Raw genomic sequence first — 25,311 nt, forward strand, 5'->3', positions numbered from 1 at the left:
GGTATCGCTTACCGGCCCACGGAGGCAACTTGCGGGTTCGTGCGCTCCTCGTTGGAACAAGAGTGTGGTGACTCTGACCATTCGTGGTCGTTCCACTTGAGGCGCACAGGCCGTGCCATCGGCCGTGCTACCGTCGTCTGCCGTCTCAGGAACGTCTCGCTTGCCGTAAGGTCCGCGTGCCCCTCGAAGCCGCACGGACACGTCAGCGTGTCGCTGTGGCGCGTCGTCCGCTCGGTTGAACCGCACTGTGGGCACTCTTGGCTTGTCCACGCTTCCGACCGAGTTTCGACCGTCATACCGTACTCCTCGGCGGTACACGCGAGTCGGTCGATGAACTGCCGGAACGCCCAGAAGTTGTGCGTCTTGGCGTTCGCCTTGACCGACCAATGCGTATTGAGTACGTCCGTTAACGCGCCGACGTACACCGTGGAGACACCTTCACCGTGCAGCCGTTCGATGAGGTGGCGTGCGAGCGCGTCTTGGGCATGGTCGCGCCGTCGTGTCCGCCGTCGGTATAGCGACCGTATCCGGTGGCTGCTGTACCGGCCGTCGTCCAAGAGCGACTGCAACCGGGCGATTTCTCGCGTCGTCTCGCGAAACCGCTCGAACAAGTCGTGCCCTTCGTACAGCAGTTGCGTGCCGGTCGTGGTCGTACAGGCGACGAGGTTGTTCGCACCAATATCCAGAGCGGCGGTTTCGCCCGCCAGTGGTTGTACCAGCCGAGAAGTGCCGATTGTGACTGGCTGAAAGGCCCTGAATGTTTGTGCGTTCTCGTCCCAGAACAACTCCAACCGGCCCTGCTTGTCGTACTCTTCCCATTTGGGGTTGCCCCGGACTTCGAGCCGGAGACGTTCGCGGTGTCCCAGACCGTACTCGTCTTTCAGGTCTTGGCCGACGAGAATTTCGAGTCGGGAGTATTCGCCCCACTCGACGGAGTACGACGTGTTGCGGATGTACGTTCGGAGTTCGCGTCCTTCGCGTTCGTTGCCCCAGTATCCGGGCTTCCCGTTGGCTTCGCCCTTCTTCTTGAGCGCGAAGAACGACCGCCACGCTTCGCGGTTCTTCCGTTCGATTTGCTGAACGGTCGAAGCTCCGAGCGTGTCTCCGTACCGCCCGCGATACTCGCTTATGTCCCATACGTCGGCGTTTGGGTCGGCGTAGTGTTCGCGGCGCTCGTAGTTGATTTCGTTCCAGAGAGCGGCAGAAGCGTCCAACAGGCGTTGAAGCAACTCCTCGTCCTTCTCGGACTGAGGAATCACATCGAACGTGTTGGTCCGCTTCATTAACTTCTCCTTGTACCCGAAGGCTAATGTATGTTTATTTTTTGTATGTTTGTATGGTGAAGAACATCCACGTGGTGGTTGACGACGACGTGCATGAGCGGTTAGACCGAATTAAGAAGGAACATGGCCTAACGTGGGAAGGAATGTTGCTCCACGCGGCGAAAGACTTGGATACTCTAGACTGAACGGTGTCGGCGGCAGTTCGACAGTTGTCAAATTCACGCCCGCCGTGAACAGCGGGACTCTCTCCTTGAATCAGGTAGCCTGACGATGCTCCTGTACAAGCACTGTTGAAAGGATAGTTTTCTCAGGGAATTATTTGTTTATGGAGTGCGTAGCACCCAGTATGACCGAGACATGGGATAACATCAACGAGCAGGTCAAAGCGGACTGGAAAGAGGATACCACGCCGTTCGAGCGGGTGTACGAAATCGTCGAACAAACCCACGACGGACAGTCGGCAGCCGAGATCGCTGACCGCGCCCTCGTGAGCGAACCGACGGCACGTCGACACTGCAAGGCGCTCGTGAACACGGGCTTCGCCGAGACGGAGCAGGACGGCCAAACAACGCTGTACAAGCGAAACAGCGACCGGGTGTTGATATCCCGGATCCGCGAACTTCGAGAGGAAGTCACTCGGCCGGAGTTGCTCGACAGCATCAAGGAAATGAAGACCGAGATCCGGCGCTATGAGGACCGCTACGACGTGGTGTCACCCGAAGAGCTCAGCCAGCAACTCGACGCCGACGAGACGGAGGGCTGGGACGACCTCACCGCGTGGCGAACGACGCGGCAGAATCTCGCCGTCGCCCAAGCAGCACTTGCCTACGACGAGGCCAGCCACCAGCTCGCTGTATGAGCGAGGACGACCGAGCCGGCGAGTTCGGACCGATCTATCTCCCGGCGCTTCAGCGGATTCGTGACCTCTGGCTCGAGCTTGAGCCGTTAATCGACGCAACCTCGTACGATGACGTCGTCGCACCCACGGAACTGCAGATCAGTCTCAGCGACGGTCTTGGAGACGCCGACGCTGCGCGACTCGATATCCAGTGGAGCGAACTGGGGATGTATTCGTTTCATTACGTCGATACCGAAAACGTCAATTGGCGATTCGATCGGCACCCGAATACACACTCACCCGAAATCCATTTCCATCCTCCTCCCGAGGCCACCACGACGGCAGCCGAACCGTCCTGTATCGACGTGACCGAGGTCTCACTCGTCACTCGTGCAGTCCATACGATGTGGTGAGCAGCGTACGAGGACGATGACCGGGATCTGCTGAATAGTGCGTCAAATCCACCGTAAGGATGACTACCGCGAAAGTCTAGAAGGGATCTCACCATTGAGACACGGCCGTATCGGTATCCTGTCGCGCCCGTAGTGGTGTTGATGCGGCACTGCAACAGTATCGCGGCTTCTCTCAGAGTGAGAACGTTCCGATCTGGAGCGAAAGCGAGATCGACGGATCAGTTTTTCCCGCTCGCGCTGGAACACCGTCTACGCACATGGACTTGACATCCTCCCCGCGCTAAACAGTAGACGCCGAACCTAATTTGCGCCGTTGCTGGTAGGGCGGCTATGCTCGAGACGACCGAAGCAAAACAGGTCTGTCGCGCCGCTTCCACCGTCATGTATCCAGCGCTCGATTTCGATATCAAACCCTGTGGGAGCTATACGAGAGAGGACTTTCTGAACGTCCTCTCTCGTGTCGCGTTCGAACAGGAGTTTGCCAATACCGCCGGGAAAACGTGCCAGCTCGATCGCGGCGAGCCCGTCGACGTCACGTCGACGGCTCGCAACGGACTCGCTAAATCGCTCCTCTATCACCTTCGGAACATGGAGATGGACGCCATCGACGACCAGTTCGATGGCGTCCGCGACGATCTCTTCGAGATTCTCCGGAAACAACGGCTGTTACCCGAGTGTGTCGATGTTGCGATCGACCTCCACCAGTGGCGGTTTTACGGCGACGCAGACACTGACCATGTCCTGATTACCTATCCCGATAAGGGAACCAATCGAACGTACTGTTTTGCGACGATCTGTATCGTCGCACCAGGAACGCGGTTCACGCTCGACGTGCTGGCACTGGAGGCGAACGGCTTTCGCGAAAAGCGCGAAGCCGTTCGCTCGCTGCTCGAGACGGCACAAGAGTGCGTCGCGGTCAGACACGTCTACCTCGACAGAGGCTTCTACCAGGTTCACGTCGTTGCGGAACTCGAACCGCTCGGCGTCGATTATATTGTCCGTGCACGCCCGAGTAAGGGGATGAAAGCCCGTCTCAGCGCCGGCGCTGAGACGGTCGTTGACGAGTATCTCATGCAACGGAAACGTAAGCCGACCGCCTCAGTTGCAGTAACTGTGTTTGCTGTGCCACACCGGTCAACCGAGGACGAGCACGTCTGGTTCGTGACGAATCTCGACCTTGAGCCTGAGGCGGCGAGAGCGTACGCAGCGGCGTTCCGCCGCCGCTGGGGTATTGAGACCCCTACCGCCAGATCGGTGATTTTCTCCCGAGAACGTCGGCGACGACGTTCTCGGTGCGGCTGTTCTACTTCCTGTTCGCGATTTCGATGTACAATCTGTGGATCCTCGCAAATGTGCTTGTCTCAGCTGGTGCTATCCCGGAGAAACCACCAATCTCGACACGTGTCTTCAGGGAATTCGTTGTTGTGACCGATTACGGATAGGGGGTGATCAGTCCGACCGAGATGATCAGTCAGAACGCCGTAACCGAGTGGAAACGCTCAGAAACGCCGCCGACAGCGGCGTTTCTTCGCTTCCTTCCTCGCTGTGTCGCATAGATCGTTGGAGCGATGCAATCCAAGTCGATTGATCGACCAGTTTGATTCGGCTGTCCACGTTGAATCGGCAACTACTGTGAAGGGCGGACGTGAATCCCCGCACGGTAAAGCGAAGGGCACTTGCGAACAGCTCAGTCTCGTAGATATGCAGCCGCGTGTCGAGGTTCGTGCCCGGGAGAACGACGCCGACCTTGTCCGGACGCTGATTCACGAGTATGCGCACGCCCTGCTCACTTCGACGTTGACGACGACACCGAACGGTCGAAACGTGAAGTCGAGGCCGAGGCGGTAGCCTACGTCGTCGGGCGCTACTGCGGGCTCGACACCAGTGGGTCGGCGTTCTACGTAGCTTCGTGGGAGTCGGACGATCCCGAGGTCGTTCGGGAGCGACTCGGGCGGATCAGTCGGACGGCAGAAGAACTCATCGACGTCCTCGAAAACTCGCTCATTCCCTAATCTGTTAACCAACAAACAGATGATCCCTTCTGACTCGTTGGGTGAGTTTTTCAGCGCCCGCCGAGGGGCGGAGGTGCAATCTGACCTCCGTCGAATCATGACTGATCGATATCTCACGATGGTCCTCGAGGAAGCTGAGCACGTTGCCGAGCAGCATGACCAGGTCGCTCGAACAGCGGACAACCAAGCGCACGAGTATCTTCGATACGCCGTCCTCCGAGTGCTCGAAGGACAGGCAGACCACCTACCGACGGGCTGGACGTCGATAGACGGCGTCACTGTCGGCTACGGCAGCGACGAAGCGATGTGCGACAGCTGGGGCTCCAGCGAAGACTGGTGGGAGACCGTCCCGCCACAAGAAGCGTATACCCGCTTCCGAGTGTTCTTTCCGGACGACCACCAGACGGTTCCACGGACGATTTCGACGTGATGGCCGCGCTTGGTGCCTGGCGGGTTTGGACTGGCAGCGCAGCCGCGTGCGGGTCCTACGACCATCGCGATCGTCGCGAAGTCCACTACCTTTGGCCGGGGTCGAGGACCTTCTCCACGAGCGGCTCAGTGGCCCTGCGGAAGCCGTCGCCACGGACGGTGGACGAACGGGCGACGTCCGCGACCGGCTGGTAGACGACGATGACCCACAGTCACAGGACGACCTCGAGCCACGAACCCAGCGCGCCGTCAATGAAGCGATGGACGTCTCGCTCCTCTCGAAAGGTGGCCGCTACGAGGTGCAGTCCGCGTCCGGAAACAGGTACGAAGTCGACGTCATCGAAGAGTCGTGTACCTGTCCCGACTGGCAGCAGCGCTCACCCGAGGGTGGCTGCAAGCATCTTCGTCGCGTCGATCACGAGATCAAACGGGGCCGTGTTCCCCGACCAGACGGCCGGCCCCTAACGACCTCAGGGTAGATCACCATCCGCTTCGTCGGAATCGCTCTTCTGTTACAGGGTAGTGTGGCGACACACTAGGCTTTTCACGGCCGGTCACATACAGTGAGGTATGAGCAGCGACAGAATCGACGCCGAAAGCAAGGTGTCTGGAAACCAGGCAAACATCCCCGCCCGGATTCGGCGTGAACTCAATATCGACGATGGTGATCAGCTCCGTTGGCATCTCGAAGACGACGGGAGCATACGGGTCCAAGTCATCCAACAGCAAACGGGCACGTTCGCCGACTTCGACGGCTACGCTGGTGAGGAGCCGACCGATGTCACGAGCGATCACGACGCCTGGGGCGTCGACGTTGAGTAAATGCCTCGTGCACTCATCGATACGACAGTCCTCTTTGCAGCCGCATACCGACGGGATGGATCCCACGATGCCGCGCTTCCCGTGCTCCACGGCATCGACAATGGAACGCTCCCAGAGGCAGTCGTCCTCGACTACGTTCTCGCGGAAACACTCAACGGCCTCACAACCCACGCCGGCCACGACGCAGCCGTCGATCTCCTCGATCGCATCGAAGAAAACGCCCGCTTCCACATCGACTCACTCACCACCGACGCCCTCGCGACAGGGAAGGCCCTCTTTCGCCAACACGAACCCCTCTCCTTCGTCGATGCCTGTATTGTCGCGTATATGCAAACCGAGGGGCTCGGCTACCTGTATGCGTTTGACGACGATTTTGACGCTGTCGAGGATGTCTATCGGCTCGATACAGCAACGAATCCCTACGATCCGAACTGACGCTGGCAGACGCTACGGCTGGCGACGACGTTCGGTCTCAGAATGGTCGCACCTCGTAGTCAGCCGCCAGCTCCTGGAACGCGTTCCACTCCGAGAGCCGGTCGTCGTCGACCTTTCCGTGCGTCTCGAGGTAGCGGAGCAAAGCGTCGATGTCGTCTTCGAGGCCATACTTCGCCGCCTGCTCTCGGAGGTCCGCCTCGTCGACGTCGACGTGGCTGAGCAGGAGGAGACAGTACGAACGGTAGCGGCTACCGTTGTCGATCAGCAGCGTGTGCCAACACAGCTCCGCCGGCGAGACTGCGTCGAGTTCCTCGGAGTAGACGTAGTAGCGGTGGCCGGTGAGCAGGAACTGGAGATCAAACGCCGCGAACCGAGCAAGGCCGGTTTCGTGGAACGCCGCCGCGTCGATTTCCGTCTCGGCCTGGGCGAGGAATTCGTCGTAGTCCTCCCAGAGAATCGTGCCCTTCGGGGCAACGGCTTCGAGGCGATGGCGATGGAGATGATGTGCGAGTTCACGGGCGAACTCGTGGAGGCGGTCGAAGTCGGCGTTGAAGTCATAGCGGCTGTCGGCCGTCCCGACGAGACCACGGTCACGAAACCGCTTGAGGACGCGGTTAACTGTGTTGCGGTAGTTGTCGCTTCGATCGGCGATCTCGGAGACGGTTTGCGGCTGGTCGAGGTAGTACAGCACTTCGAGTGCCTTGCCGGTCAACAGTTCGGGGAAGTCGATGTGGGAGTGCTGGCGGACGAGGTCCTGATAGAGTTCGACGGCGCGAGCATCCGACGGAACGACTCGTTTTCGCCGCCCGCGCGTTCCGAGTAGACGAGCCCCCTCTCGACGAGGTCGGCGACGCCACGAGAGAGGTAACTCTCCCTGTGGTCGAGCTTCGTCGCGAGCTCGGAGATTGTGTCGCCGCGGTCGACCGTGGCGAGGACCTCGAGTTCGATGCGCCGGAGCACGGTGTAACACAGTACGAAACTGTTTTATAAATGAGTTGCCCGTGATGTTACAGAGAGCGAGGTCACAGAGTCGACGAACTTTCTTAACCAACAAAACTATGGGTTGAGAGTCCGTGTTGGTTAACACGAGACAACAGCCGATGTCTTACGAACCCCCGACCCCACCGACGAACCTCCCGACGGATTTGGTCAATACGCTCAACGAGTCCACTCCGGAGCGTCTCCGTGACATTGCCACGTACGCCGAAGAGCTAGCCGAACACAAGGAACGCGAGGCTCGTCTTGAGGAAGAGACAACGGAGGACGAGATCGAAAAGCGACCTGACGACCTCCCAGACGACGTTCCAACGAAGGCAACGATCACGATCAAAGAGATCAACGATAATCGCTACTACTACTGGCAGTGGCGGGAGGGCGAAAAAATCAAATCGAAGTACAAGGGGCCGGTCAATCCAGATAAGTGAACTCGATTCGCAGCCCTTTTCCGTCGTTTCTTTACAACATTCTCATCGATGGAACTGTCAGCGAGAAAATCGGAGGCCACACCCCCCGTTTTCGAGTAGTAAATGGGAGAATGCGATGAAATGGCACATCATATCCAAAGGGACATCGAATCCTTAGCTCCCCACCCCCCGTTTTCGAGTAGTAACGAGAAATTCCGATGAATGACACCCACCATTTTCGAGTTGTAAGACGCCTCCAGAACCCTAACACCCCCCGTTTTCGAGTAGTAAGTGCAGGGAGAATCAGGGCAAGATTAGTTCTTGTTGCGGAACTGCTTCAGCCGCTCGCGGACAACCGCACTGATAGTCGCATCTTCGTGAGCTAAATCTTCGAACCGCGAATCCTCACGAATCGTCTCCATGATCGTTTCCGGATCTTCAGAGAGGGAGAAATACATATGCACTCCTCGGCCTCGACCCTTGCCTCGGCGCTCGTAGTCCAACACACCGTACGTACTCTGCTCAGTTACGTGGTTTACGAACGTCTCGCGACTGTACTGATCCGCGCCCATCGTATCAGCAATGAATTGGTACGTTTTGAACGTAGGTCCAGCGGGTATCCACTCAGGATGTTCTCTTGCGTAATGGGCTGTAGCCGCCACAGCGTAGATGGAGAGTTTCTTTTGAGTCGAGATCCCACTAATGTGTCGGAGTTTGCGATTTTCGGTGTATTTCTCCTGGGCTTTACGGACATCCGACTCGGTAACCGTGTCAGCACCACGTCGCTCGGCTAATTCGCCAGCCCACCTGAGGAGATCAATCGCTTTCCGTGCATCACCATGCGTTTGGGATCCGAACGCGGCAACAAGCGGAACGACGTCATCTGCGAGTGATTCTGGCTTGAAGGCGTCTCGTCGGTTGTGGAGAATACTACGGAGTTGGTTCGCATCGTAATCGTCGAAGAAGATGTCGTCAGGATTGTAAGAACTCTGTGCGCGGCTGTTGAGATCCTTCATAAAATCGGCATAGTTCGTGATAGCCGTAAGTGAGATCGGGCCATCAAAGTCGGCGAGTTTTCGAGCCCGTGAAAGCTGGTAGATAAGAGAATTGTACTCTGCCTCCTGATACGGTCCTTCAAGTATATCGATCTCATCGAGGATGAAGATGACACCGTCGTAGTACTCGCGCATCAGTTCATACAGTCGCTCGAGCTTCTGATCCGTTGAAACGCCGGTTTGGGGGACACCAGGATCAACGTCGAGATCGTCGGCAGCAGCTCTAACTAAACGATAAACAGCCCGATCTGCAGTCTTCGGCCCCTCACAATTGATAGAGAGAACCCCGAAGGTCTTGCCTTGTGATTCACACAGCTCGACGATCTGTTTACAGACCGCATGAATAATGAGTGACTTCCCAGTTCCAGATGGGCCGCTCAGGAGCATATCCGGGATGCCGTCGTTCTGAAGCACTGGTTTTAGATTGTCGACAACGCGACCTAGCTGGTCATCACGACCGACGATACGATCCTCGTCGATGATGGTATCTGACCGGACGAGGTCTTTGTTCGCGAAGACTCCACCGGATGACTCGGTTTGTAGTCGCTCTCGAATTGAGATGCCGCCACTGTCGCCGTTCGTAGCTTCTTGAGACGAATCAGTGGGATCCGAGTTATTCCCGAACGTCATTTGTGACGTATCGGCGTAATCTGCATCTTGGCCCGTCGGTTCAAGATTTTCAGAATCAACAGATGAGGAATCATGATCCATCTCATCTTCCGGATGATCCGATTCTGCTCTACGTCCCTCTCGTCCCATTATGAAACCCCTCGAACTCCGGGTATAAAAATGTGGACCCTTGTGGAGTTGTAACCGGGCGAAATCAGACGATCTAACAACCACAGTCGTGCATTTTCGAAGTGAATCAGATACCGTCTTCGGAATCTATCACCCTCCGTTGTCGAGTTGTAACGGATCCTCGAGGATCTTCGTTATCGGAATCCATTCGTGACTAGACCCCCCATTTTCGAGTTGTAAGTGCAAGTGGATCGAATCGAGTATGAAGACAAAATCTACATAATTTGGATTTTGTGAATGATGTTCTGGACGAGAGGATTCGTCTCACACCCCCCGTTTTCGAGTTGTAAGAACCAGGATTGTTGAGAAGGGACAACGCTTGCGGCACCAGTTCACGAGTGACAGTAATACCGACCTACGAACACGATAATCATAGAGCGGTTTGTTGATCTCGAGTGTTCTACCCCCTCCCCCCTTTTTCGAGTTGTAAGTCGCTGGCACAGACCTCTCAAGAGGGGAAGGAATGAAAGTCGAGAAATTGAAAATGGACGGAGAGGCACTGAAACATCAAGATACACGAGAAAAGACCACGAACAAGATTAGAGAGTCCGCGTTCCCTCTAAGATCTCGATCATCTAGCTTGGTTAGGTGATCTATTTTCTATGATCTAGTACGGTTATGGTTAGCAGATATACGATATAAACTTTCGTATTCAAATATGTATATTGTAGAACCAGGTTTTCAGACCTTCTATTTCGTGTATCCGGTACAATCGGTTGTTTGATTACCCCTTTTGCTGTTCACCCCTCCCCACCGTCACGAGTTTACAACTCGAAAAAGGGGGGAGGGGGTTCGTCAGGTCCAGTCCGTGATACCGACTCCACGTGTTCCATTGAGCTTTCGTCGAATGTCCTTGCGATCCCAACTAAAAGGAGAGAGTATGCTTTCGACAGCTCGGACGAGCTGCGTCTCGTAGTACGAGGCGTCGTAGGTCTCGACCCCTTCATGAGCGAGGGCAACACAATTCCGCGAAGACTTCTCATCGTCAATGACCACGTACTCAATATCCTGTCCTGGATGGACCATAAGGTCCTGGGCACGGGCACGTTTCAGTGCCGCCACGTTTCGTGTGTTCTGCGTATAGGATTCGAGTGGTTTGGAAACCCGATTCCGTTCGACGAGCTCCTTTACCGGGACCTCTTCCGCGTGAAGTCTCTCGATTGCCTTCTCGAGACGCCGAAGAACAACCTCTGGAGAACGAGTTGTGTCGAATTTTTCGAGACATGACCGCTGGACGTCCTCGATGAACGGTGGGGTCGAACGCTGCCGGGCTTCGATACCGCGTATCTTGAAATCGTCGTCGCCGGCGACCTTCCCGAAGTACTTCGTCAACGCGCTGGCGTCGCTCTCGCGTTGCGGGACGAACGCGACCCAGTCGTAGTGTGCCTCGTATTCGAGCCCGATCTCGACGCGCTCGGTAATCTCCGTCGCGAGCATCTCGAGCTCCTCGCGGTCATCGTCGTTGACGTCGGGGTCTGGGGTCATCAAGATGGAGTCGACGATGCCGTGGACGACCCGCCAGCCGCCGGCTTCCAGTCGCTGTTTCGCCGTCAGCAGAATTTCGCGAGCGAACGCGTTGATTGCCTCGTGGCACTCGATGCGGCCGGACTTCGTGTTGCTGAACCCTTGATAGCCGAAGCAGGCGACGAGGATCCACTTCAGCGCTCCCGACCGCCCCTCGAGTTCCGCCAGTCGGTCCTCGTCGGGGCCGTCCCGATCCTTCTCGTGACGGATGGCCGCCTTGATCTCGTCGCGAGCGTCGATGAGCGGCTGCAGCACGTTGACGAGGTAGCCCCGGTCGTCGCAGATGAGTACCCGGGGGCGGGAACGTCGTCGCGGTCGCTGTGGCAGTCACACCGGATAACGTCCAGTGAGCCGTTCAGGGTACAGATAATGTTTCGATAAAGACTCGAGAAGACGAGTTCGTGGACGGCCTCGTGGAGGCCGACCTCAGGTGCGAAGACGAAGTCTCGCTTGCTCCCGTTCGCTCCGCTCACGGGAACCCCGCTGTGCTCCTCGTGCCTGCGGTGCTTGCTGGATCGAGGGACAGCGAGACAGCCTCGCCCTTTCTGAATCCACCAGGGCGGTAGTTGTTGTGCCGAGCGGTGAAAGCCGTTGGTCAGGTGGTTCGTAGCGGCCCGCCCCGCTCGTCGCTACCGCCCTCCGCTTGCTCACGGCTCACTCCGTTCACCGTTCGCCTCGAGTCGCTCCCGGTGGTCGCGCCTCGCTTCGCTCGCGACCGACCATTCCGGGCGGGCTTCCGCTCCAGTGGGTGCGGGTCCTGCCGGGCATCTGGTTTCGACGCCAGCACCAAGCGCGCTTTCGGTTGCGTCTCACTCGCTCCTGCGCTCGCTCGACGGACACGAAACCGGCTTGTGTGCTGGCCGCTCGCTCCGGGCGGGTCGCCGAGTCGCTCACTCCGTTCGCGCCTCGAGTTCTGCCTCGCTTCCCTCAGCAGAACGACGCGCGGTACTGGTTGATCCTTCTTCAGAGGCGCTCTCGCTCGCGCCCCAGGGGGACGCGAGCGAAGGCGCGAGCGAGAGCGCGTGTGTTGGATGAGTCGGTCGACGTCGAGAGCCACGGCTGGAGAGTCGTGGAGTCGGAAGAAGACGCCGAGTGAGCGCCTTCAGGTGCTAACACACCAATGTCTAGTAAGAATTCAGTCAGTAAGGTCGTTTCGGTCGATGAACAGGCATACGAACAGGCGGACACTCGAGCGGAGCGCGACCCCGATGCGGAGTACGCCGTCGACGAAACCCCGGAGTTCCGGGCAACAGTCGAGATGGAGATCCAGGCAAAGGTGGATGCGAACCACCCTGACGGAATCGTCGATACGAGCGATGAACGAATCCATGGCGCGACCCTGGCCCAGGAAGAACGCATTCGAGCCAGAGAAGACGAGCTCGAGCGCATCAGTGCCCAGGCCGAGTTCGGTCAGCAGAAGGGACGGGCACGACGAACTCGGAAGACAATCAAGTCGGTGCGTCGTGAACAGCGGCGGTCAGAACGGCGGATCGATCCCCGTGAAACGCTCGAGCGCGAGCAGTTAGCAGCGGTCAATCAGCAGGCACAGCGGTTGGCCGACGATGTCCAAGGTGGCTACAGTCAGGCAGTCATCGCAAAGCGGATCGCGAGTCGCGTCCTCGAGAGAACGGAGTTGTTCGAGGCTGTGATGGAGACGAAAGAAGAGCTGCTCCACGAAGCAGGGACGATCGTCCCGATCGGCAAACTCGAGGAGATCAATCGTGGCGAGGTCAGTGTCGAGGGTCGCGTAATCGAACTGTGGGACGCCTCGAATCCGGCGATTCAGCAGGTTGGGTTGATCGAAGACGATAGCGGGAAGACAAAGCTGACGAGTTGGGAGGCCTCTCAGGCACCGTGGATCGAAGAAGGCGAGTACCTGCGCATTCGCGGGGCAGCGAAAAACTGGTACCAGGGACGCGTCTCACTGGCAATCACCGGGTGGACTACGATCTACTTCCCGGATCGCGGCCGCTGGTGGGAAGCGTAGCCAACGTGTCTCCCCCTCATTTTTGCTGTGTGCCGGACCAACCCGAACCCCACCGCCCCACCCTCCGCTCCGTGCTCGCTCTCTGCGTTCGCTGTGCGCGCAGCCACGACCTCACTTACCTATGTAAGATTTATCCGGTGAACTGGGTGAATCGGTACGCGGCCCGAGCAGGTTTATCCAGCCCCCAGAGGGGTGCGGGCGCATGAGCGCCTGAGATGCAACAAATGACATATGACGCCGATTTTATCTGTGATGTTTGCGGAGACCGCTTTGAGACAAAGAATGCATTAGGAGGTCACGTCAGTGGACATCGTCGTAGAATATCAGACAAACAGTTACTGGCTGAACTTGAGCGTCTCGGCGATGAGTTGAGTCGTTCACCAACAATCAGTGAGATGGACGAATTGGGGGCCTACGCAGCAGGTACATACAAAGACCATTTTAACAGCTGGACAAACGCGCTCCAGTTGGTGGGGTATGAACCAATCCAAAAATATCGTGTTTCCAAAGAAGCAATCCTTGACGATATAGCCAGCTTAGCAGATGCACTCGGGAAGCCACCGACGGCTTCTGAAATGCGATCGAAAGGAAAGTATTCGGTTAAACTCGCCCAGAACCATTTTGGTAGTTGGAATAAAGCGTTGCAAGCCGCCGGATACGACCCTCACCATCGGCATCGAATCTCCGATGAGGCATTATTTGAAGAAATTCGTCGGCTTGTCGACGAGTTAGACAAAGTACCGACTGCCCAAGAGATGAGGGATCACGGCCAATATTCGCACCGTCCCTATTTCCGGCGGTGGGACAGTTGGCAGGCTGCTATTCAAGCAGCAGAGTACGAACCAGTCGGTTACCCCTCTGGTCCAGAGAATCATAAATGGAAAGAACAATCGGCACATGAATGGCGTGGGTACGGTGATAACTGGAGGGTGCAACGGTTGAAGGCCCTCAAACACGACGATTTTACCTGTCAAACGCCCGGATGCGAGAGGACCCAGAAAGAACACCGTGAAGAATTTGGGGTAGGTCTCAACATTCATCATATTCGGCCTCTCAGTACGTTTGGTGAAACCGAAAGCGAAGTCGACTTTGAGCGAGCTAATCAGTTAGATAACCTTGTAACGGTCTGTGTTGAACACCATTACCTATGGGAACGCGCCTCACCGCTTCGGTTAGATACGCGGTAAGCAAACGCTTCGTTCGTCGCGATCACGATCGATGCGGTGGGGGTGAAAACCCGTTCGGCGATGTTGATAGGGGGACTAACGATGCTGTCGGCCACAATCGTGGTGCTGGCGCTTCGACCCGGCGTGTTCGGGCTTCGTGCATCCTACGTCGAGTTGCTCGCGCAAGTACTCATCCTGCTGAGTGCAGGCTACGTCGTCTACTCGAACCGAACGCTCTATCGAGTGATCGCTTTCGCACTCGTGTTCATCGCTTCGGTGCCCCTCTTGCTGATCATGATTCCACTATACGGCGAGGCATTCGTTGCACCGTGACGAGCCGTTGCTACCGTTCAGATCATCTATCTGTCGAGAACGAATGTGGTGCAATACTGAGAAGGATTCGCGGAACGATCTATAGTTCTGCTTCAGTGGTCTGTTCTGGAATTTGCCGGACTCTTCCGTCCCGTAATAGTTCACACCGACCAGAAACAGGAGTCCCACGAGTCCGCATACGACGACGAGAACACGTCCATCGAGGAATGGGAGAGGCTCGACAATATACTGACCGAACCCGACCATATAGAACGCACTCGCAAACATCAATTCGGTCCAGACTCCCTCCGGACCACCGTCGATGTGGATAACCACGCACCACAACTCACCGCTGAAGAGTTGACCGCATTATGCGACCTGCATCAGACCTTTGCAGAGCGTGAGGACCGTGAAACGGTCGTCGAATTCTGGCGTCGGAGCACAATCCAACAGTGTTCAACGATCACCTCCACCGCTCACCACCTCCACGTTCCGGGCTGCTCACGACCTATGGCCGTTTCGCTGCCGGGCTTTCGCCTATCCGTCTTGGTGGCGGAAGGGCCCGAATTATCAGTTCGAAAATATGACTTCCGAGTCCCCTTAGTCCGATTCGACGTGCGCTCGAGCCTCCCGTGTGAACTCGAGCATCCCGATGCCGGCGATGCAGTTGGGACAGTACGTCCTCGTGACGGCTGCATAGCGACCCGCGAGTTCTCGACAGGGTTCGCTCGAGAGGTGGATCACCCGCTCAGATGGAATCGGTTTGCCGCACCGATCGCAGACGGGATCAGCGAGATCGTCATCCGTTTCAGTAGTGGGGTTCTCACTGGAACTCATTCGTGGCTCCTCCGTGCGTGTCGCCAGTGGCGACAGAGGGAGTCCCCACGTCGGAGCCGGCATAAAGCGTGTGAACAGGTTCGAATCGAACTGAAGTAGCGGCCGGGCCAGGGCTGTGACTGATCGATGGCGATACTCAACCGTCGTGCGAGACCTTTTTGTCTCGGTAGCAGTAACGAAAGCATGGCAGCCAAACATACCGCGTTTGGAAGCCACCGTCTCGGGTGTTGCCGCACCCGGGGCATTTCAATACGCATGCCCCCGCGTCCGCTGTTTTGGAGCGCGATGGCTTCCATCTCGTTAATTGTAGTCTACAATAATATAATTTCTGGTGTGGAGTTAATGGAATCGATCGTTTGAAAACCAGCTGGCGTACCAGTCACCTACAACCGTCACTATCGATCGGATCGCGGCTTCACAGCTGCTTATTTACGGCGTGTTTTTCTGACCGTCATGGGTGCCGGTCGTCTCGAGTTCGACTCGAGAGACGTGAATCGATTATGGCTACCAGCAGCAGCACCCGGGAAACGTTCGACGATTCGGATACCCGGCACGACGAGATGCATAGTACGATCGAAGCATGGCTTGGAGACCTCGTCGAGGAGGTTGACGACGCCGTTTCGAGCGAGCAATTCAAAGAGTGGCTCGACGTCCAGAGCCGGTTCCACGACTACTCGCACCGGAACACGTTGTTGATCAAGCTGCAGTGTCCGCACGCGACCAAGGTCGCCGGTTACCGAACGTGGCAAAACGAATTCGACCGGCATGTGAAAGAGGGCGAGAAGGCAATCTGGATCTGGGCACCGATCATCGCGAGACAGTGCCCTGAATGCGGAAACTCACCATCGTATCACGAGCGGAGTGACTGCGAATACGACGATACTGAACCCGACGAGTGGGACAAAGGGCTCGTCGGCTTTCGACCAGCGCCGGTCTTCGATGTGTCGCAGACTGAGGGAGAGCCACTCCCGGAACTCGAGACCCAAGCACTCGGTAACGTCGACGGGCTGCTTCCAGCACTCCTCGAGACAGCGTCGGAACTCGGGGTAGCTGTCGACATCGTCCCTCCTCAGGAATGGTCTCACGGCAGCGCCAAGGGTGTCTGTCAGTATCGGCTGGGGACACAGCCACTCGTGAAAGTCCGTGATCGTGAAAGCGAGGCTGATCTCGCCGTCACACTCGTTCATGAGTACGCTCACGCACTGTTGCACGGTGGCATCGATACCGAAGACGAACGATCGAAGCGCGAACTCGAGGCCGAAGCTGTCGGCTATATCGTCGGTCGATATTTCGGATTAGACACGAGTGGGTCAGCGTTCTACCTCGCTGCGTGGGAGGGGGACGAACCGGAGACGCTCCTCGATCGACTCGAGCGCATTAGTTCGACGTCTCAGGAGATCATCGACGCCGTCGAAGAGGTGATGAGCGATGAGTGAGCAGCGGTTGTTGGTTGAGATTGTTGAAGCCCTCGAGGAACAGGGACTCGATCAAGATGGGTACCAGCTGCAACGGGTGATTGACGTCGACGCACTCGAGCAACTCGCAAACTCAGCAGACTCAGATACTGAACTCGAGATTCGATTTACTGTTGGTGAGTTCTGTGTTCTAGTTACAGACTCCGAAGTAACAATCTTTGTCTGATATAACAACCAACCAAATTCGGGAACAGGAACGATCGCGCAGGACGGTGAACAAGTGCGGTTCAGGGCAGCTGCGAAGAACTGGTACAATGGTCAGTGTTCGATTACACTGACTCGTTGGTCGGAAATCATCTTCCCAGAGCGCAATTAGTGGTTGGAGAAACTGGAGAATGTCTCTTTTTTGGTGGTTCCTGATTACCTACTACCCCTCTCCCTACCCACCTTCACGTTCCGGACCGCTCACGGCCAATAGCCGTTTCGCTGCCGGGATATCGCATATTCTCCACTCATATTGTACCCAGTGTTTAACCGTATCGGACAATTCATTCTAGGTAATGGAACGCCTGACCCACCAGAAAGAGCGTGATGATGAAACTGAACACGAAACCACTGGACAAGAAGGCGTTCGATCCTGTCCCGAATGTGATTCGACGACGCTCACGAGAAGTTCGGATGGAAGCGAAATTAGCTGTGAGGACTGTGGACTGATTTTGGAAGAGGAGACGATCGATCGAGGGCCAGAGTGGCGGGCATTCAACGCAGCCGAGCGTGACAACAAATCACGCGTTGGTGCGCCGACGACTCAGACGATGCACGATAAGGGGCTGACGACGACGATCGACTGGAAAAACCAGGACGCCTACGGACGATCACTTTCCTCGCAGAAGCGCAGTCAAATGAATCGACTGCGGAAATGGCAAGAGCGAATCCGGACAAAGGATGCCGGCGAACGAAACCTTCAGTTTGCGCTCTCTGAGACAGACCGGATGGCTTCTTCGCTGGGTGTTCCCCGCTCTGTTCGAGAGGTTGCAAGCGTCCTCTATCGACGTGCACTTGATGAGGATCTCATCCGAGGACGCTCGATCGAAGGTGTGGCCACCAGTACGCTATACGCAGCCTGTCGGATGGAAGGAATCCCACGATCCCTGGATGAGATTGCGACCGTCTCACGAGTAGACCGGATGGAGATTGGTCGCACATATCGATACATCTCACAGGAACTGAACCTCGAGATGGAACCTGTCGATCCAAAAAAATATGTCCCGCGTTTCTGTTCTGAACTCGAACTTCCCGAAGAGGTACAAGCAAAAGCCAACGAAATCATCGATACGACAGCCGAAAAAGGGTTGCTGTCAGGTAAATCACCGACTGGATATGCCGCAGCGGCGATCTATGCCGCTGCGCTCCTTTGCAATAGCAAAAAGACTCAGCGTGAAGTCGCTGACGTGGCACAAGTAACCGAGGTCACTATCCGAAATCGCTATCAAGAGCAAATCGCTGCAATGGGAATTCACAGCTAACCTCGATGATTAGGAAACCAGTTTACAGGTAGTAGTCCTCGCGTTCGATAACCTCAGCGAAGGCAACGGTTTCTTTGACATCTGTGATTTCGATGGTCACCCGTTCACCCTTCTCCGTATCGGGGACGATGATCACATATCCTCGCTCGACACGAGCAACGCCATCACCTTGCTCTCCGATATCTCCAATGTCTACAGTTCGGGTTTCGTTTTCCTCAACAGGTGGCTCTGGAATGCCCACCTCTCGTCTCTGTGTGATATCCTCGTCAGGTGTAGATTTTGTTTCAAGCAGTGCAACGTGGTATACTTCTCCCTCTTGGAGATTTCCGGTTGCAATCTCAGAGTCGGGAATTTCGATAACGTAAGAATTGCGTTGTTCTGTCACGCCAGCACTGAACAGACATAGTAGGTTGTCGGGAATCTGTATCATTATCGTTCCTTCTCAAAACAGTGTCTTGATACCCCCTTGAGACCATCGGTGACACAATTTTTGATTGAGCCGTGTCTCTGTCCCAGATGCCCGCTGCACGTCGTGTTTTTTAGAGCCGCTGGTGGCCAGTGGTCTTCTCGAATTAGTCTCAACAAGATCCTGGGTTCTCCGGAAATTGGGTAGACCAATGGTACAAAGAAAGGTGCGGACAAACTCATCGTGCGTGGCTACGTCGTCCTCGATACGAGCGACGTAGCGACACGTCGACTTCGTGAGTTGGGTGTTGATGATGAGACGCCGATCGACCTTCCGTCAACGTTCGATGTCGGGGATCAAGCTGAAGCAGAAGGCGTGTGACTGGCTATCATCGAATCGACAACGTGCCATCTGGATGCACGACCTGTACCTAGTGTTACTGCACGAAGCAGTTCACGAGACCTCGAGGTTCATCCACGGATACGTCACGCCCAAGGATTTATTATACCGAAATGGATTGGATTCCATATATGTCTGAAAACCAGAAACCTTTCGCCTCAGCTGGGGCAGGGATCACATTGGGGCTCGCGCTTGCCGCCGTGATTGTCAGTGTCGTTGTCCAGCCGGAAGCGATTCCGTTGAGTGAGAAGTTCCAGTACGTCTTCGCCGCACTCTTCTTAGGGATGTCTATCGGTCACTACCTCGGAGAGGCCTTGATTGATGGCGGAGAAGACAAGAAATACGCGTTAGTCGGCCTCTTCTCCACGCTGGGAGTATTGTTCGTGGTCTTCCTAGTGCTCGGGCGGGGACTCACCCCATTCGCCGCCGGCATCGGTGGTACACTCGGGTTCTTCGCCCTATGCCTGATCCTCAGCCATCATTCCGGGTTGATCGCTGACAGTGAGCGTCTCGATGTGCTCGTTGGTGAGTTCGCGGGGAAGATATCTCCCAGCGGGCTGGCGTTCATTATCGTGGCGTTCGTCGCAGATATGGCGTTCAGCCAAGAAGTGGCTGAAGCGATGGCGGAAGTTGCTATCTATGCGGTTGCAATCCTGCTTGCCTTCTACATCTTGAAGTTCCGGGAACCTATCCTTGCCGAGATCAAGCCGCTTCTGGAGGAACTGAAAGGTTCTGATACCAGTAAGCGATCGCGGTGAGGCGGTTCTTCCGTCAGCTTTAGAAGTCAAACAAGCTTGTCTGGCCCTCGAAATCGTACTGCTCGGTCAGGACCTCCCGGTACGGATCATAATTCCGGCGGCCATCATGGTTCTCATCGATCGCCCGGTCCACGAACCATGCACGGAACCGTTCGTACTCGTCTCGCGGCTGTAGATACTCGTCCACGTCGATGGTCTGGAGTTCACCGAACCGGGCAAAGTAGACACCAACACTCGTAAGGTCAGGATACGGTACGTCTGCACTGCGACTGTCGACCTCTGCAGCGACCAGCTCCCGGTGAATATCGTTGAGCACATAATAGGCGAGCAGCTGCCGCCAGTACTCAGGCTTGAACGCCGGGTCTTCAGTGGTCTTCACATCTATCAAGGTCTGGTCTACGATGAAATCTCCATGGCCCTCAAGGATAAACGACCGCTGCCCAAAATCCGGGCTGAGGATCACTGAGTCACCGAGCAATGTGTCCTGTTCCCGGAACAAATGAAACAGGTCCTGTAACTCCGAGACGACATCGTCCTCGAACGAGTTTGCTTCTATCGTCCCGTCCTCGAACCCAACGTTGAGGTCAAGCCCGGAATACACGAGGGCGGCATCAATCACATCATTCGCGTTCATCCCGGTTTCCCGAAACTGCTCATGTTTTTTCTTAGCCCGCTCCAGCGCGGTGTTACGGGGTTCCCGATCATCTGACCCTGATTCACCCGGTTGTTCCCAAGCAGGTGTAAAGTGGGACCGTGTATATTCGAGAGCATGTGTCCAGTCACGATCCAACCGACCAGTGTGCGGGTCGTGCACCTCACTGTGCTGGTGTTCCAGCCAGAACCGGATCAGGTAGTCGAAGGCCTGTCCGAGCAGCGAGTGTTCATACGAGACATGTATCACCTGTAACTCGGCGTCCACATCTGCCCCTGGATTCGGATACTCCGTGGAGATCTTGTCCCGGACCGCGTTTTTCGCAATGAATTTGGTAACCCCGATACCCATGACCTGTAACTTCTTACCAGTGTTTCAAAACTCCTCGGTGATATACTGCCGCACAGATTGGTGAACGCGGATCTCGGACATACTTATTTTAGTTTGCAGGATAGTGGTGTGGTATATCATGGACAGAGTCCACCTGATGGCGTTCAGTTTGGACCGGGATGCTCTTCTCGATTACAGTAGAGAAATCCAATCCATCTGTGACCGAAAAAGCGTGGACTACAAAGGCCCCAGTCCGCTGCCAGTGTTCAAATTCCAAGGTCCGCTAACCGATATCGCACCGAAGGATTGGCTGGAAGAGACTCCGCACTGGGTGCGAGAACTCGGGATGGATGAAAGCGATTTTTCGCGGCTTCAGTCGTTCGAACAGGCAGATGACTTGACGAGTCTTGCATTGTTCTGCCGCCAGTTCGAGGTCTATGATAGTGGTACGGTGCAGGAGGCGGTGGCACTTCCACTGCCGGAGACGGTGTGCTTGCACGTAAACGTGGACACGATCGAGCATCACACCGGTGGAGAGCATTCGCCGTACACGTACGATCCCGGCCGTGAACATGTGACCGATCTTGATTTTGAGGCCCACCACTCCTAAGCGGGGCGTATCCCTGGAATCTGTGTTGAGCCGGAGGGACTGATGAAGATCACTGTCAAAATATTCGATCTGTATTGGTCCGCGGAAACGTTCTTTTGTGAGCCATCCCATATCATGGCAATGGACGAGGACAAGGCGGATCGCCTCTATGAGACAGTGGAAAGCGCCGAGAAGCTGAGGTCAACTCTCTACGAGGAGGTCACTGCGACGATCCTCGAAGACAAACTCAAGCATCTTCCCGACGCCCATACCGTAACACACGACCACGATCTCCGGTGTGATTTCGGAGAGAAGCAGATGGATGTGGTTCTCGAGGTCGGTGACGGCGAAGACGCGGTCATGGTTATCGTTGAATGCAAAGGACGGGGAAGGCCGATGAAGAAGGATCACCTGGCGAGTTTCGCCTTCTACGTAGAACACTCCGACGCCGACAAAGGCATCTACGTCTCCCGCAGCGGGTTCCAGCGCGGAGCGGAGCAGATTGCCGCCGCATGCGATATCCAACTTTTTGAGATCACGCTTCTTGGAGAGCCCAACATAAAACACGTCGAGGGTAAGATCACGTCTAATCCCAGTCCATACTACCGCCATCAGATTGGGGTGATCCATGTTGAGGACGGGACTCCGGCGAATCTCTCCAATCTCACCTCTACGTTCCACGAGAAACGGCAACTGGATATCCGGGATGAATTGGGTGGTCCGACAGGGGAAACGTTAGCGGATCGGTTGCCTGACGAGTCTGGAGAAGACATGGAGGCGATCACAACCACATTCGAGAACGGAGAACGGGTGCGAGTTGATGGCGAGGAATATGAGCTACACTATGCAATGTCAGTCCCGCAGGGAGGAGACAGTGAAGACGGTGAAGGGGACAGTTTCGAGATCGATTTCGAGGACCGGGTTGATCTTCACCTGAGAGATGTGCTTGCTGATCAGGACGAGTACATGGTGTTCGACGATATCAAGGACCAGTTCATTGACGTGGAGAACGGCGATTGATTCACCAGAATACGATGCCCGTCCGCTCCACCTCATAGATAATCGCCACTGCTACCAACATCAATATCGGCAACAAATCATGCCGCGCCCCACTCACATCCTTGAACGACGCGTTCCCATACCGCGACAAAATAAACTGCAGAAATCCTTGCATCGGTAACGCTGCGACCGCCAATGACACCGCTAGTATTCCGGTATGGAACAGCGAACTTCCCGTCACCACATACAGGACCGGCACCGCCACCACCGCACCCAGTAACACGACAGCCACCGTTGCGATCAACACGACCAACGCTGTCACGGTCTGCGCCCGTTGTGACCGGATATCCGCTCCCTGAAATCGGACTTTACGTACCGAAAGATGCTCGATCCCGTACTTTTCGTAATGCGGGGACAGCTGATGTACCCATGCTGCGACAGCCAGCAAACCTCGATTGAAGGCGCTGGATTCGTCTTGCAGCCCAAGATTATGGAACGTTACCGCCATCCAGAAGAAGAGATCCCCAACCATCCACTCGTACAGAAGCATACTCGCGAACAGAAACGAGAAGACACCGGCCGCCCACAACGCCAGCACACTGATTGGAATGACGCCCCCTCCTAGCTCCGCCCAGAACAGCCCGAGATAGAACACAGCGTAAATTATCAGGTACTGCATCCACCCGGTCGTTTTCTGCATCATCCGGTCTGACGCGATGAGCGCGTTGTCCAAAATCATCTTCCGGATCACAGTAATCCCGAGCAACAGCATGGCTACGATCGTCCCACCGGTCTCCAGCACCGTCGACGACACCGAGACCGTGAGAACTGCGGTCGCGACCAGCGCTGCCAACGCTACTTCGAAGGCAACGGTTTGCTCAGGTTTTTTGCCAAACACTGCCGAGATATCGATCGGTTCGGACGGCACGATCTGCTCGTGCAGCGCGAAGAGATCGGAAAGATTCTCAGCTACCTGCTGGGGCTCCTCCTGGGCGGAGGACCTGTCCGGGTGCTGAGGTTCCATCTCCATGTCCTGTTCTCATTTAACTTGATACAATAGGAGTGCGATAGGTCTTGTGCGTCTCCCGGCCTGGCTATCGCCACCTGCTCTCGATCGATGTCTGATATCGAAGCCCGACCACTAACGTGTTGAAGTGCTGGATCGCAGCGGGATCGAGCTCACCCCTTGCAGAATATAGATTCTCTCGAGACTCGATAAGATGCGTTAGTGCCGGATCGATGATGTCCGTGTTCGGTGGGTCATCATACTGGCTGCCTCAACGATCTCCTTCGCCTGAACGAGAACCGCTGACGCTCGTCGCTAAGCCGGATCGTCGTGCGTTTCGTCGAATCCATATAAATTGATGTATGCACCGGGGGTCCTAGAGTGTTTCTCTGGAGTCGCCGAACGGGTCTGAGTTAAGTAGTATCTTTGTCAATGCCGCGAGTTCGCGTTGCATCGCTGAGGTTTCTAGGAAATATATGCACATCCTCGGACTCAGCCGAGCCAGAACGTGCATACATCGCGGTTAGTGAATACATCTACGTTGAACCCCTGGGAGTTCTCGGAGAAACCGGGTTTCGAGCGAATACGCCAACGAACTTATCAATAGCAATACTTGAAGAAAGAATCATTATCCCATATGTGTGATTCGATAACATGGTTGGTGGGAGACACTCGGTCCCAGAAGATCAGTCCGTTAGCGAGGGGACGATCGCTTTAGTTATCCAACAAAGTGGTCAATATCTATGGGAGTTCGAAACTCCTGCACCCTGGGAGGAAGCAGAGTGGGTACTCAAAAAAGAGTATGATCATACTGAAGCACCCTCTTCACTCGATCTTCAGCAAGCTCAGATCAAACAGCAGGTGAATGACGAGGGGTTAGAAGCAGTAACTCTATACGTAGATAAAATTCGAGCATCTATGACCGATGAGACTAATGATTCCGGGGATGATCAGATAAAAGAGAGAGCTAACGGAGGTCGCCGTCGAGGCTATCTAATTCGTTTCTCTGATGAGACAGAGATTCCGGACAGAGGAGAGAGCCACTCATCACAAAAAGAAAACATGGGAAAAGCGGTAGACTATTTGATTGAAGAATATAATCTTACTTCTGTTATCGATATCCCGTACCGGGATGGTAGTACCGGGAGAACTTCTTTGATAAATGATGAACCAAAGATCACTGACGACCAAGAAATGCAAGAGCCGTACGAGTTAGTGGATGAGAACTATCTTCAGACACTGATGGGTGGTACGGAGAAAAAGCACTGCATGAAAGAACTTGCACACGAAGTTGATCTTGAGGTCTGGTTTGGAGGTGATTGGACCGATTGATGATCGGTGTTGCTGGAATATTGATTAGCTGGTTAGACTAAGTAAAGGTTATAACATTCCGGTTGAGTGATGTGAACATCTGATGACTCGGAAACGAATCGGGCAGAATACGGGGAACTCTGGCCGGATAAATCTTTCCGGCCTCGAGTTGAACCAATTTGACGCTGATGTAGGAGATCCGGTCAAAGTCGACATCGCCGAGTCCAAGAGTATTGCTCACGCGATGGTCGATAATAGCGACTACGGGGAATTTGTGATCGTATCAAAACCTGAATCCACGGGAGGGAACCGATGAGTAGTACTGAATACACAGCACTGTATTCGTCTTTAGCTAAGACTCACACCTCGGTTGCGTAGCGGTAGCGAGCGTCTCTTGTAACACTGGCCGTTGCTGGTGAATCTTCTGTGCGTCGTCGATCAGTCGGTCGAGCAGCGGTGGCGGCGAGTAGCCGAGATATTCGCCAAGTTCGTGGAGGATGAGCTGGGCGTGCGACCGGAAGGTCGCCGCCCAGCGTTCCGGCGGAAACACGATCTCATCGTCCGCTTGTTCGGTGACCAGATCAAGCAATTCACGACTCACGAGCA

The 25,311-nt window shown here is 55.5% G+C and carries 24 protein-coding genes and 7 pseudogenes; 20 read left to right on the top strand and 11 right to left on the bottom strand.

Going from position 1 to position 25,311, the window contains the following annotated elements; all coding sequences use genetic code 11:
• Positions 1 to 8 precede the first annotated feature (8 nt).
• Positions 9 to 1,283 (bottom strand): RNA-guided endonuclease InsQ/TnpB family protein, encoded by a 1,275-nt coding sequence (locus EA473_RS19530; RefSeq protein ID WP_124197311.1) that lies wholly within the window; start codon positions 1,281 to 1,283, stop codon positions 9 to 11.
• 53 nt (positions 1,284 to 1,336) lie between these two features.
• Between EA473_RS19530 and EA473_RS23125 the strand changes: the two genes are divergently transcribed.
• The 8 genes and pseudogenes from EA473_RS23125 to EA473_RS19565 all read left to right on the top strand — a co-directional run bounded on the left by EA473_RS23125 (position 1,337) and on the right by EA473_RS19565 (position 6,232).
• Positions 1,337 to 1,468, top strand: coding sequence for a hypothetical protein (locus tag EA473_RS23125; protein WP_279387678.1), 132 nt, complete (start codon positions 1,337 to 1,339; stop codon positions 1,466 to 1,468).
• Between the two features lie 161 nt (positions 1,469 to 1,629).
• Positions 1,630 to 2,142 (top strand): winged helix-turn-helix domain-containing protein, encoded by a 513-nt coding sequence (locus EA473_RS19535; RefSeq protein ID WP_124197312.1) that lies wholly within the window; start codon positions 1,630 to 1,632, stop codon positions 2,140 to 2,142.
• Positions 2,139 to 2,534, top strand: coding sequence for a hypothetical protein (locus tag EA473_RS19540; RefSeq protein ID WP_124197313.1), 396 nt, complete (start codon positions 2,139 to 2,141; stop codon positions 2,532 to 2,534). The genes EA473_RS19535 and EA473_RS19540 overlap by 4 nt, the downstream gene beginning before the upstream one ends.
• A gap of 330 nt (positions 2,535 to 2,864) precedes the next feature.
• Positions 2,865 to 3,962, top strand: coding sequence for a transposase (locus EA473_RS19545; RefSeq protein WP_243645321.1), 1,098 nt, complete (start codon positions 2,865 to 2,867; stop codon positions 3,960 to 3,962).
• Between the two features lie 219 nt (positions 3,963 to 4,181).
• Positions 4,182 to 4,546 (top strand): annotated as a pseudogene (locus tag EA473_RS22905) (DUF955 domain-containing protein); the annotation flags it as partial.
• 97 nt (positions 4,547 to 4,643) lie between these two features.
• Positions 4,644 to 5,454 (top strand): annotated as a pseudogene (locus EA473_RS19555) (hypothetical protein).
• Between the two features lie 91 nt (positions 5,455 to 5,545).
• A complete protein-coding gene (locus tag EA473_RS19560; protein ID WP_006432873.1) occupies positions 5,546 to 5,797 on the top strand; it encodes an AbrB/MazE/SpoVT family DNA-binding domain-containing protein in 252 nt (83 codons plus the stop codon).
• The gene (locus EA473_RS19565) at positions 5,798 to 6,232 is read left to right on the top strand and encodes a PIN domain-containing protein (RefSeq protein WP_124197314.1); all 435 of its coding nucleotides are present in this window, start codon (positions 5,798 to 5,800) and stop codon (positions 6,230 to 6,232) included.
• Between the two features lie 37 nt (positions 6,233 to 6,269).
• On the opposite strand, the pseudogene EA473_RS19570 reads toward EA473_RS19565, so the two are convergent.
• A pseudogene (locus EA473_RS19570) lies at positions 6,270 to 7,192 on the bottom strand (transcriptional regulator TrmB).
• A 140-nt stretch (positions 7,193 to 7,332) separates the two neighbouring features.
• Between EA473_RS19570 and EA473_RS19575 the strand changes: the two are divergent.
• The gene (locus EA473_RS19575) at positions 7,333 to 7,656 is read left to right on the top strand and encodes a hypothetical protein (RefSeq protein ID WP_124197315.1); all 324 of its coding nucleotides are present in this window, start codon (positions 7,333 to 7,335) and stop codon (positions 7,654 to 7,656) included.
• Positions 7,657 to 7,949: 293 nt separating this feature from the next.
• Here EA473_RS19575 and EA473_RS19580 read toward each other — a convergent pair whose 3' ends face one another.
• Together EA473_RS19580 and EA473_RS19585 are read right to left on the bottom strand one after the other, a co-directional pair.
• Positions 7,950 to 9,449, bottom strand: a complete 1,500-nt coding sequence (locus EA473_RS19580) for a Cdc6/Cdc18 family protein (RefSeq protein WP_243645322.1) — start codon at positions 9,447 to 9,449, stop codon at positions 7,950 to 7,952.
• Between the two features lie 834 nt (positions 9,450 to 10,283).
• Positions 10,284 to 11,458 (bottom strand): annotated as a pseudogene (locus EA473_RS19585) (type B DNA-directed DNA polymerase); the annotation flags it as partial.
• A gap of 674 nt (positions 11,459 to 12,132) precedes the next feature.
• Between EA473_RS19585 and EA473_RS19590 the strand changes: the two are divergent.
• The 3 genes from EA473_RS19590 (at position 12,133) to EA473_RS19600 (ending at position 14,498) form a co-directional block, all read left to right on the top strand.
• Positions 12,133 to 12,999: a DNA-binding protein gene (locus EA473_RS19590; protein WP_124197316.1), complete on the top strand. Its 867-nt coding sequence runs from the start codon at positions 12,133 to 12,135 to the stop codon at positions 12,997 to 12,999.
• A gap of 224 nt (positions 13,000 to 13,223) precedes the next feature.
• Positions 13,224 to 14,186: a homing endonuclease associated repeat-containing protein gene (locus EA473_RS19595; RefSeq protein ID WP_165875339.1), complete on the top strand. Its 963-nt coding sequence runs from the start codon at positions 13,224 to 13,226 to the stop codon at positions 14,184 to 14,186.
• Between the two features lie 81 nt (positions 14,187 to 14,267).
• On the top strand, positions 14,268 to 14,498 hold the full coding sequence (locus EA473_RS19600; RefSeq protein WP_124197317.1) for a hypothetical protein: 231 nt from the start codon (positions 14,268 to 14,270) through the stop codon (positions 14,496 to 14,498).
• Positions 14,499 to 14,600: 102 nt separating this feature from the next.
• Here EA473_RS19600 and EA473_RS23290 read toward each other — a convergent pair.
• Positions 14,601 to 14,783 (bottom strand): annotated as a pseudogene (locus EA473_RS23290) (hypothetical protein); the annotation flags it as partial.
• A 294-nt stretch (positions 14,784 to 15,077) separates the two neighbouring features.
• Complete coding sequence (locus EA473_RS22450) at positions 15,078 to 15,314, bottom strand: hypothetical protein (protein WP_165875340.1); 237 nt, start codon at positions 15,312 to 15,314, stop codon at positions 15,078 to 15,080.
• A 500-nt stretch (positions 15,315 to 15,814) separates the two neighbouring features.
• Here EA473_RS22450 and EA473_RS19615 point away from each other — a divergent pair, with 500 nt between their 5' ends.
• The 4 genes and pseudogenes from EA473_RS19615 (at position 15,815) to EA473_RS19630 (ending at position 18,255) form a co-directional block, all read left to right on the top strand.
• Positions 15,815 to 16,750, top strand: a complete 936-nt coding sequence (locus EA473_RS19615) for an ArdC-like ssDNA-binding domain-containing protein (protein WP_124197319.1) — start codon at positions 15,815 to 15,817, stop codon at positions 16,748 to 16,750.
• Positions 16,743 to 16,955, top strand: coding sequence for a HalOD1 output domain-containing protein (locus tag EA473_RS19620; protein WP_124197320.1), 213 nt, complete (start codon positions 16,743 to 16,745; stop codon positions 16,953 to 16,955). The genes EA473_RS19615 and EA473_RS19620 overlap by 8 nt, the downstream gene beginning before the upstream one ends.
• Before the next feature lie 30 nt (positions 16,956 to 16,985).
• Positions 16,986 to 17,105: pseudogene (locus EA473_RS22910) on the top strand (DNA-binding protein); the annotation flags it as partial.
• Between the two features lie 184 nt (positions 17,106 to 17,289).
• Positions 17,290 to 18,255: a transcription initiation factor IIB gene (locus EA473_RS19630; protein ID WP_124197321.1), complete on the top strand. Its 966-nt coding sequence runs from the start codon at positions 17,290 to 17,292 to the stop codon at positions 18,253 to 18,255.
• 22 nt (positions 18,256 to 18,277) lie between these two features.
• Here EA473_RS19630 and EA473_RS19635 read toward each other — a convergent pair whose 3' ends face one another.
• Entirely contained in the window at positions 18,278 to 18,682 is a 405-nt protein-coding gene (locus EA473_RS19635) for a TRAM domain-containing protein (protein WP_207890220.1), read from the bottom strand.
• 509 nt (positions 18,683 to 19,191) lie between these two features.
• On the opposite strand from EA473_RS19635, the gene EA473_RS19640 reads away from it, so the two are divergent.
• Entirely contained in the window at positions 19,192 to 19,818 is a 627-nt protein-coding gene (locus EA473_RS19640) for a hypothetical protein (protein ID WP_124197323.1), read from the top strand.
• A gap of 19 nt (positions 19,819 to 19,837) precedes the next feature.
• Here the strand turns inward: EA473_RS19640 and EA473_RS19645 are convergent, their stop codons facing one another.
• The gene (locus EA473_RS19645; protein WP_124197324.1) at positions 19,838 to 20,821 is read right to left on the bottom strand and encodes a hypothetical protein; all 984 of its coding nucleotides are present in this window, start codon (positions 20,819 to 20,821) and stop codon (positions 19,838 to 19,840) included.
• A 118-nt stretch (positions 20,822 to 20,939) separates the two neighbouring features.
• Between EA473_RS19645 and EA473_RS19650 the strand changes: the two genes are divergently transcribed.
• Both EA473_RS19650 and EA473_RS19655 read left to right on the top strand, forming a co-directional pair.
• Positions 20,940 to 21,410 (top strand): hypothetical protein, encoded by a 471-nt coding sequence (locus tag EA473_RS19650; protein ID WP_124197325.1) that lies wholly within the window; start codon positions 20,940 to 20,942, stop codon positions 21,408 to 21,410.
• A gap of 120 nt (positions 21,411 to 21,530) precedes the next feature.
• Positions 21,531 to 22,409: a restriction endonuclease gene (locus EA473_RS19655; RefSeq protein WP_165875341.1), complete on the top strand. Its 879-nt coding sequence runs from the start codon at positions 21,531 to 21,533 to the stop codon at positions 22,407 to 22,409.
• 1 nt (position 22,410) lies between these two features.
• Here the strand turns inward: EA473_RS19655 and EA473_RS19660 are convergent, their stop codons facing one another.
• On the bottom strand, positions 22,411 to 23,418 hold the full coding sequence (locus tag EA473_RS19660) for a hypothetical protein (RefSeq protein WP_124197327.1): 1,008 nt from the start codon (positions 23,416 to 23,418) through the stop codon (positions 22,411 to 22,413).
• A 64-nt stretch (positions 23,419 to 23,482) separates the two neighbouring features.
• Positions 23,483 to 23,632, bottom strand: a complete 150-nt coding sequence (locus EA473_RS23425) for a DUF7386 family protein (RefSeq protein WP_449289221.1) — start codon at positions 23,630 to 23,632, stop codon at positions 23,483 to 23,485.
• Positions 23,633 to 24,048: 416 nt separating this feature from the next.
• Here EA473_RS23425 and EA473_RS19665 point away from each other — a divergent pair, with 416 nt between their 5' ends.
• Complete coding sequence (locus tag EA473_RS19665; RefSeq protein WP_124197328.1) at positions 24,049 to 24,726, top strand: hypothetical protein; 678 nt, start codon at positions 24,049 to 24,051, stop codon at positions 24,724 to 24,726.
• A 331-nt stretch (positions 24,727 to 25,057) separates the two neighbouring features.
• Here EA473_RS19665 and EA473_RS19675 read toward each other — a convergent pair.
• Positions 25,058 to 25,311, bottom strand: a pseudogene (locus EA473_RS19675) (IS4 family transposase); the annotation flags it as partial.

This window comes from Natrarchaeobius chitinivorans (assembly GCF_003841505.1).
In the GTDB taxonomy this organism is placed as follows: domain Archaea; phylum Halobacteriota; class Halobacteria; order Halobacteriales; family Natrialbaceae; genus Natrarchaeobius; species Natrarchaeobius chitinivorans.

Coding starts and splice junctions, on each gene's coding strand:
- EA473_RS19530 (WP_124197311.1), bottom strand. CDS start 1,283: ATGAAGCGGACCAACACGTTCGATGTGATTCCTCAGTCCGAGAAGGAC.
- EA473_RS23125 (WP_279387678.1), top strand. CDS start 1,337: ATGGTGAAGAACATCCACGTGGTGGTTGACGACGACGTGCATGAGCGG.
- EA473_RS19535 (WP_124197312.1), top strand. CDS start 1,630: ATGACCGAGACATGGGATAACATCAACGAGCAGGTCAAAGCGGACTGG.
- EA473_RS19540 (WP_124197313.1), top strand. CDS start 2,139: ATGAGCGAGGACGACCGAGCCGGCGAGTTCGGACCGATCTATCTCCCG.
- EA473_RS19545 (WP_243645321.1), top strand. CDS start 2,865: ATGCTCGAGACGACCGAAGCAAAACAGGTCTGTCGCGCCGCTTCCACC.
- EA473_RS19560 (WP_006432873.1), top strand. CDS start 5,546: ATGAGCAGCGACAGAATCGACGCCGAAAGCAAGGTGTCTGGAAACCAG.
- EA473_RS19565 (WP_124197314.1), top strand. CDS start 5,798: ATGCCTCGTGCACTCATCGATACGACAGTCCTCTTTGCAGCCGCATAC.
- EA473_RS19575 (WP_124197315.1), top strand. CDS start 7,333: ATGTCTTACGAACCCCCGACCCCACCGACGAACCTCCCGACGGATTTG.
- EA473_RS19580 (WP_243645322.1), bottom strand. CDS start 9,449: ATGGGACGAGAGGGACGTAGAGCAGAATCGGATCATCCGGAAGATGAG.
- EA473_RS19590 (WP_124197316.1), top strand. CDS start 12,133: ATGTCTAGTAAGAATTCAGTCAGTAAGGTCGTTTCGGTCGATGAACAG.
- EA473_RS19595 (WP_165875339.1), top strand. CDS start 13,224: ATGACATATGACGCCGATTTTATCTGTGATGTTTGCGGAGACCGCTTT.
- EA473_RS19600 (WP_124197317.1), top strand. CDS start 14,268: ATGCTGTCGGCCACAATCGTGGTGCTGGCGCTTCGACCCGGCGTGTTC.
- EA473_RS22450 (WP_165875340.1), bottom strand. CDS start 15,314: ATGAGTTCCAGTGAGAACCCCACTACTGAAACGGATGACGATCTCGCT.
- EA473_RS19615 (WP_124197319.1), top strand. CDS start 15,815: ATGGCTACCAGCAGCAGCACCCGGGAAACGTTCGACGATTCGGATACC.
- EA473_RS19620 (WP_124197320.1), top strand. CDS start 16,743: ATGAGTGAGCAGCGGTTGTTGGTTGAGATTGTTGAAGCCCTCGAGGAA.
- EA473_RS19630 (WP_124197321.1), top strand. CDS start 17,290: ATGGAACGCCTGACCCACCAGAAAGAGCGTGATGATGAAACTGAACAC.
- EA473_RS19640 (WP_124197323.1), top strand. CDS start 19,192: ATGTCTGAAAACCAGAAACCTTTCGCCTCAGCTGGGGCAGGGATCACA.
- EA473_RS19645 (WP_124197324.1), bottom strand. CDS start 20,821: ATGGGTATCGGGGTTACCAAATTCATTGCGAAAAACGCGGTCCGGGAC.
- EA473_RS19650 (WP_124197325.1), top strand. CDS start 20,940: ATGGACAGAGTCCACCTGATGGCGTTCAGTTTGGACCGGGATGCTCTT.
- EA473_RS19655 (WP_165875341.1), top strand. CDS start 21,531: ATGGACGAGGACAAGGCGGATCGCCTCTATGAGACAGTGGAAAGCGCC.
- EA473_RS19660 (WP_124197327.1), bottom strand. CDS start 23,418: ATGGAGATGGAACCTCAGCACCCGGACAGGTCCTCCGCCCAGGAGGAG.
- EA473_RS19665 (WP_124197328.1), top strand. CDS start 24,049: ATGGTTGGTGGGAGACACTCGGTCCCAGAAGATCAGTCCGTTAGCGAG.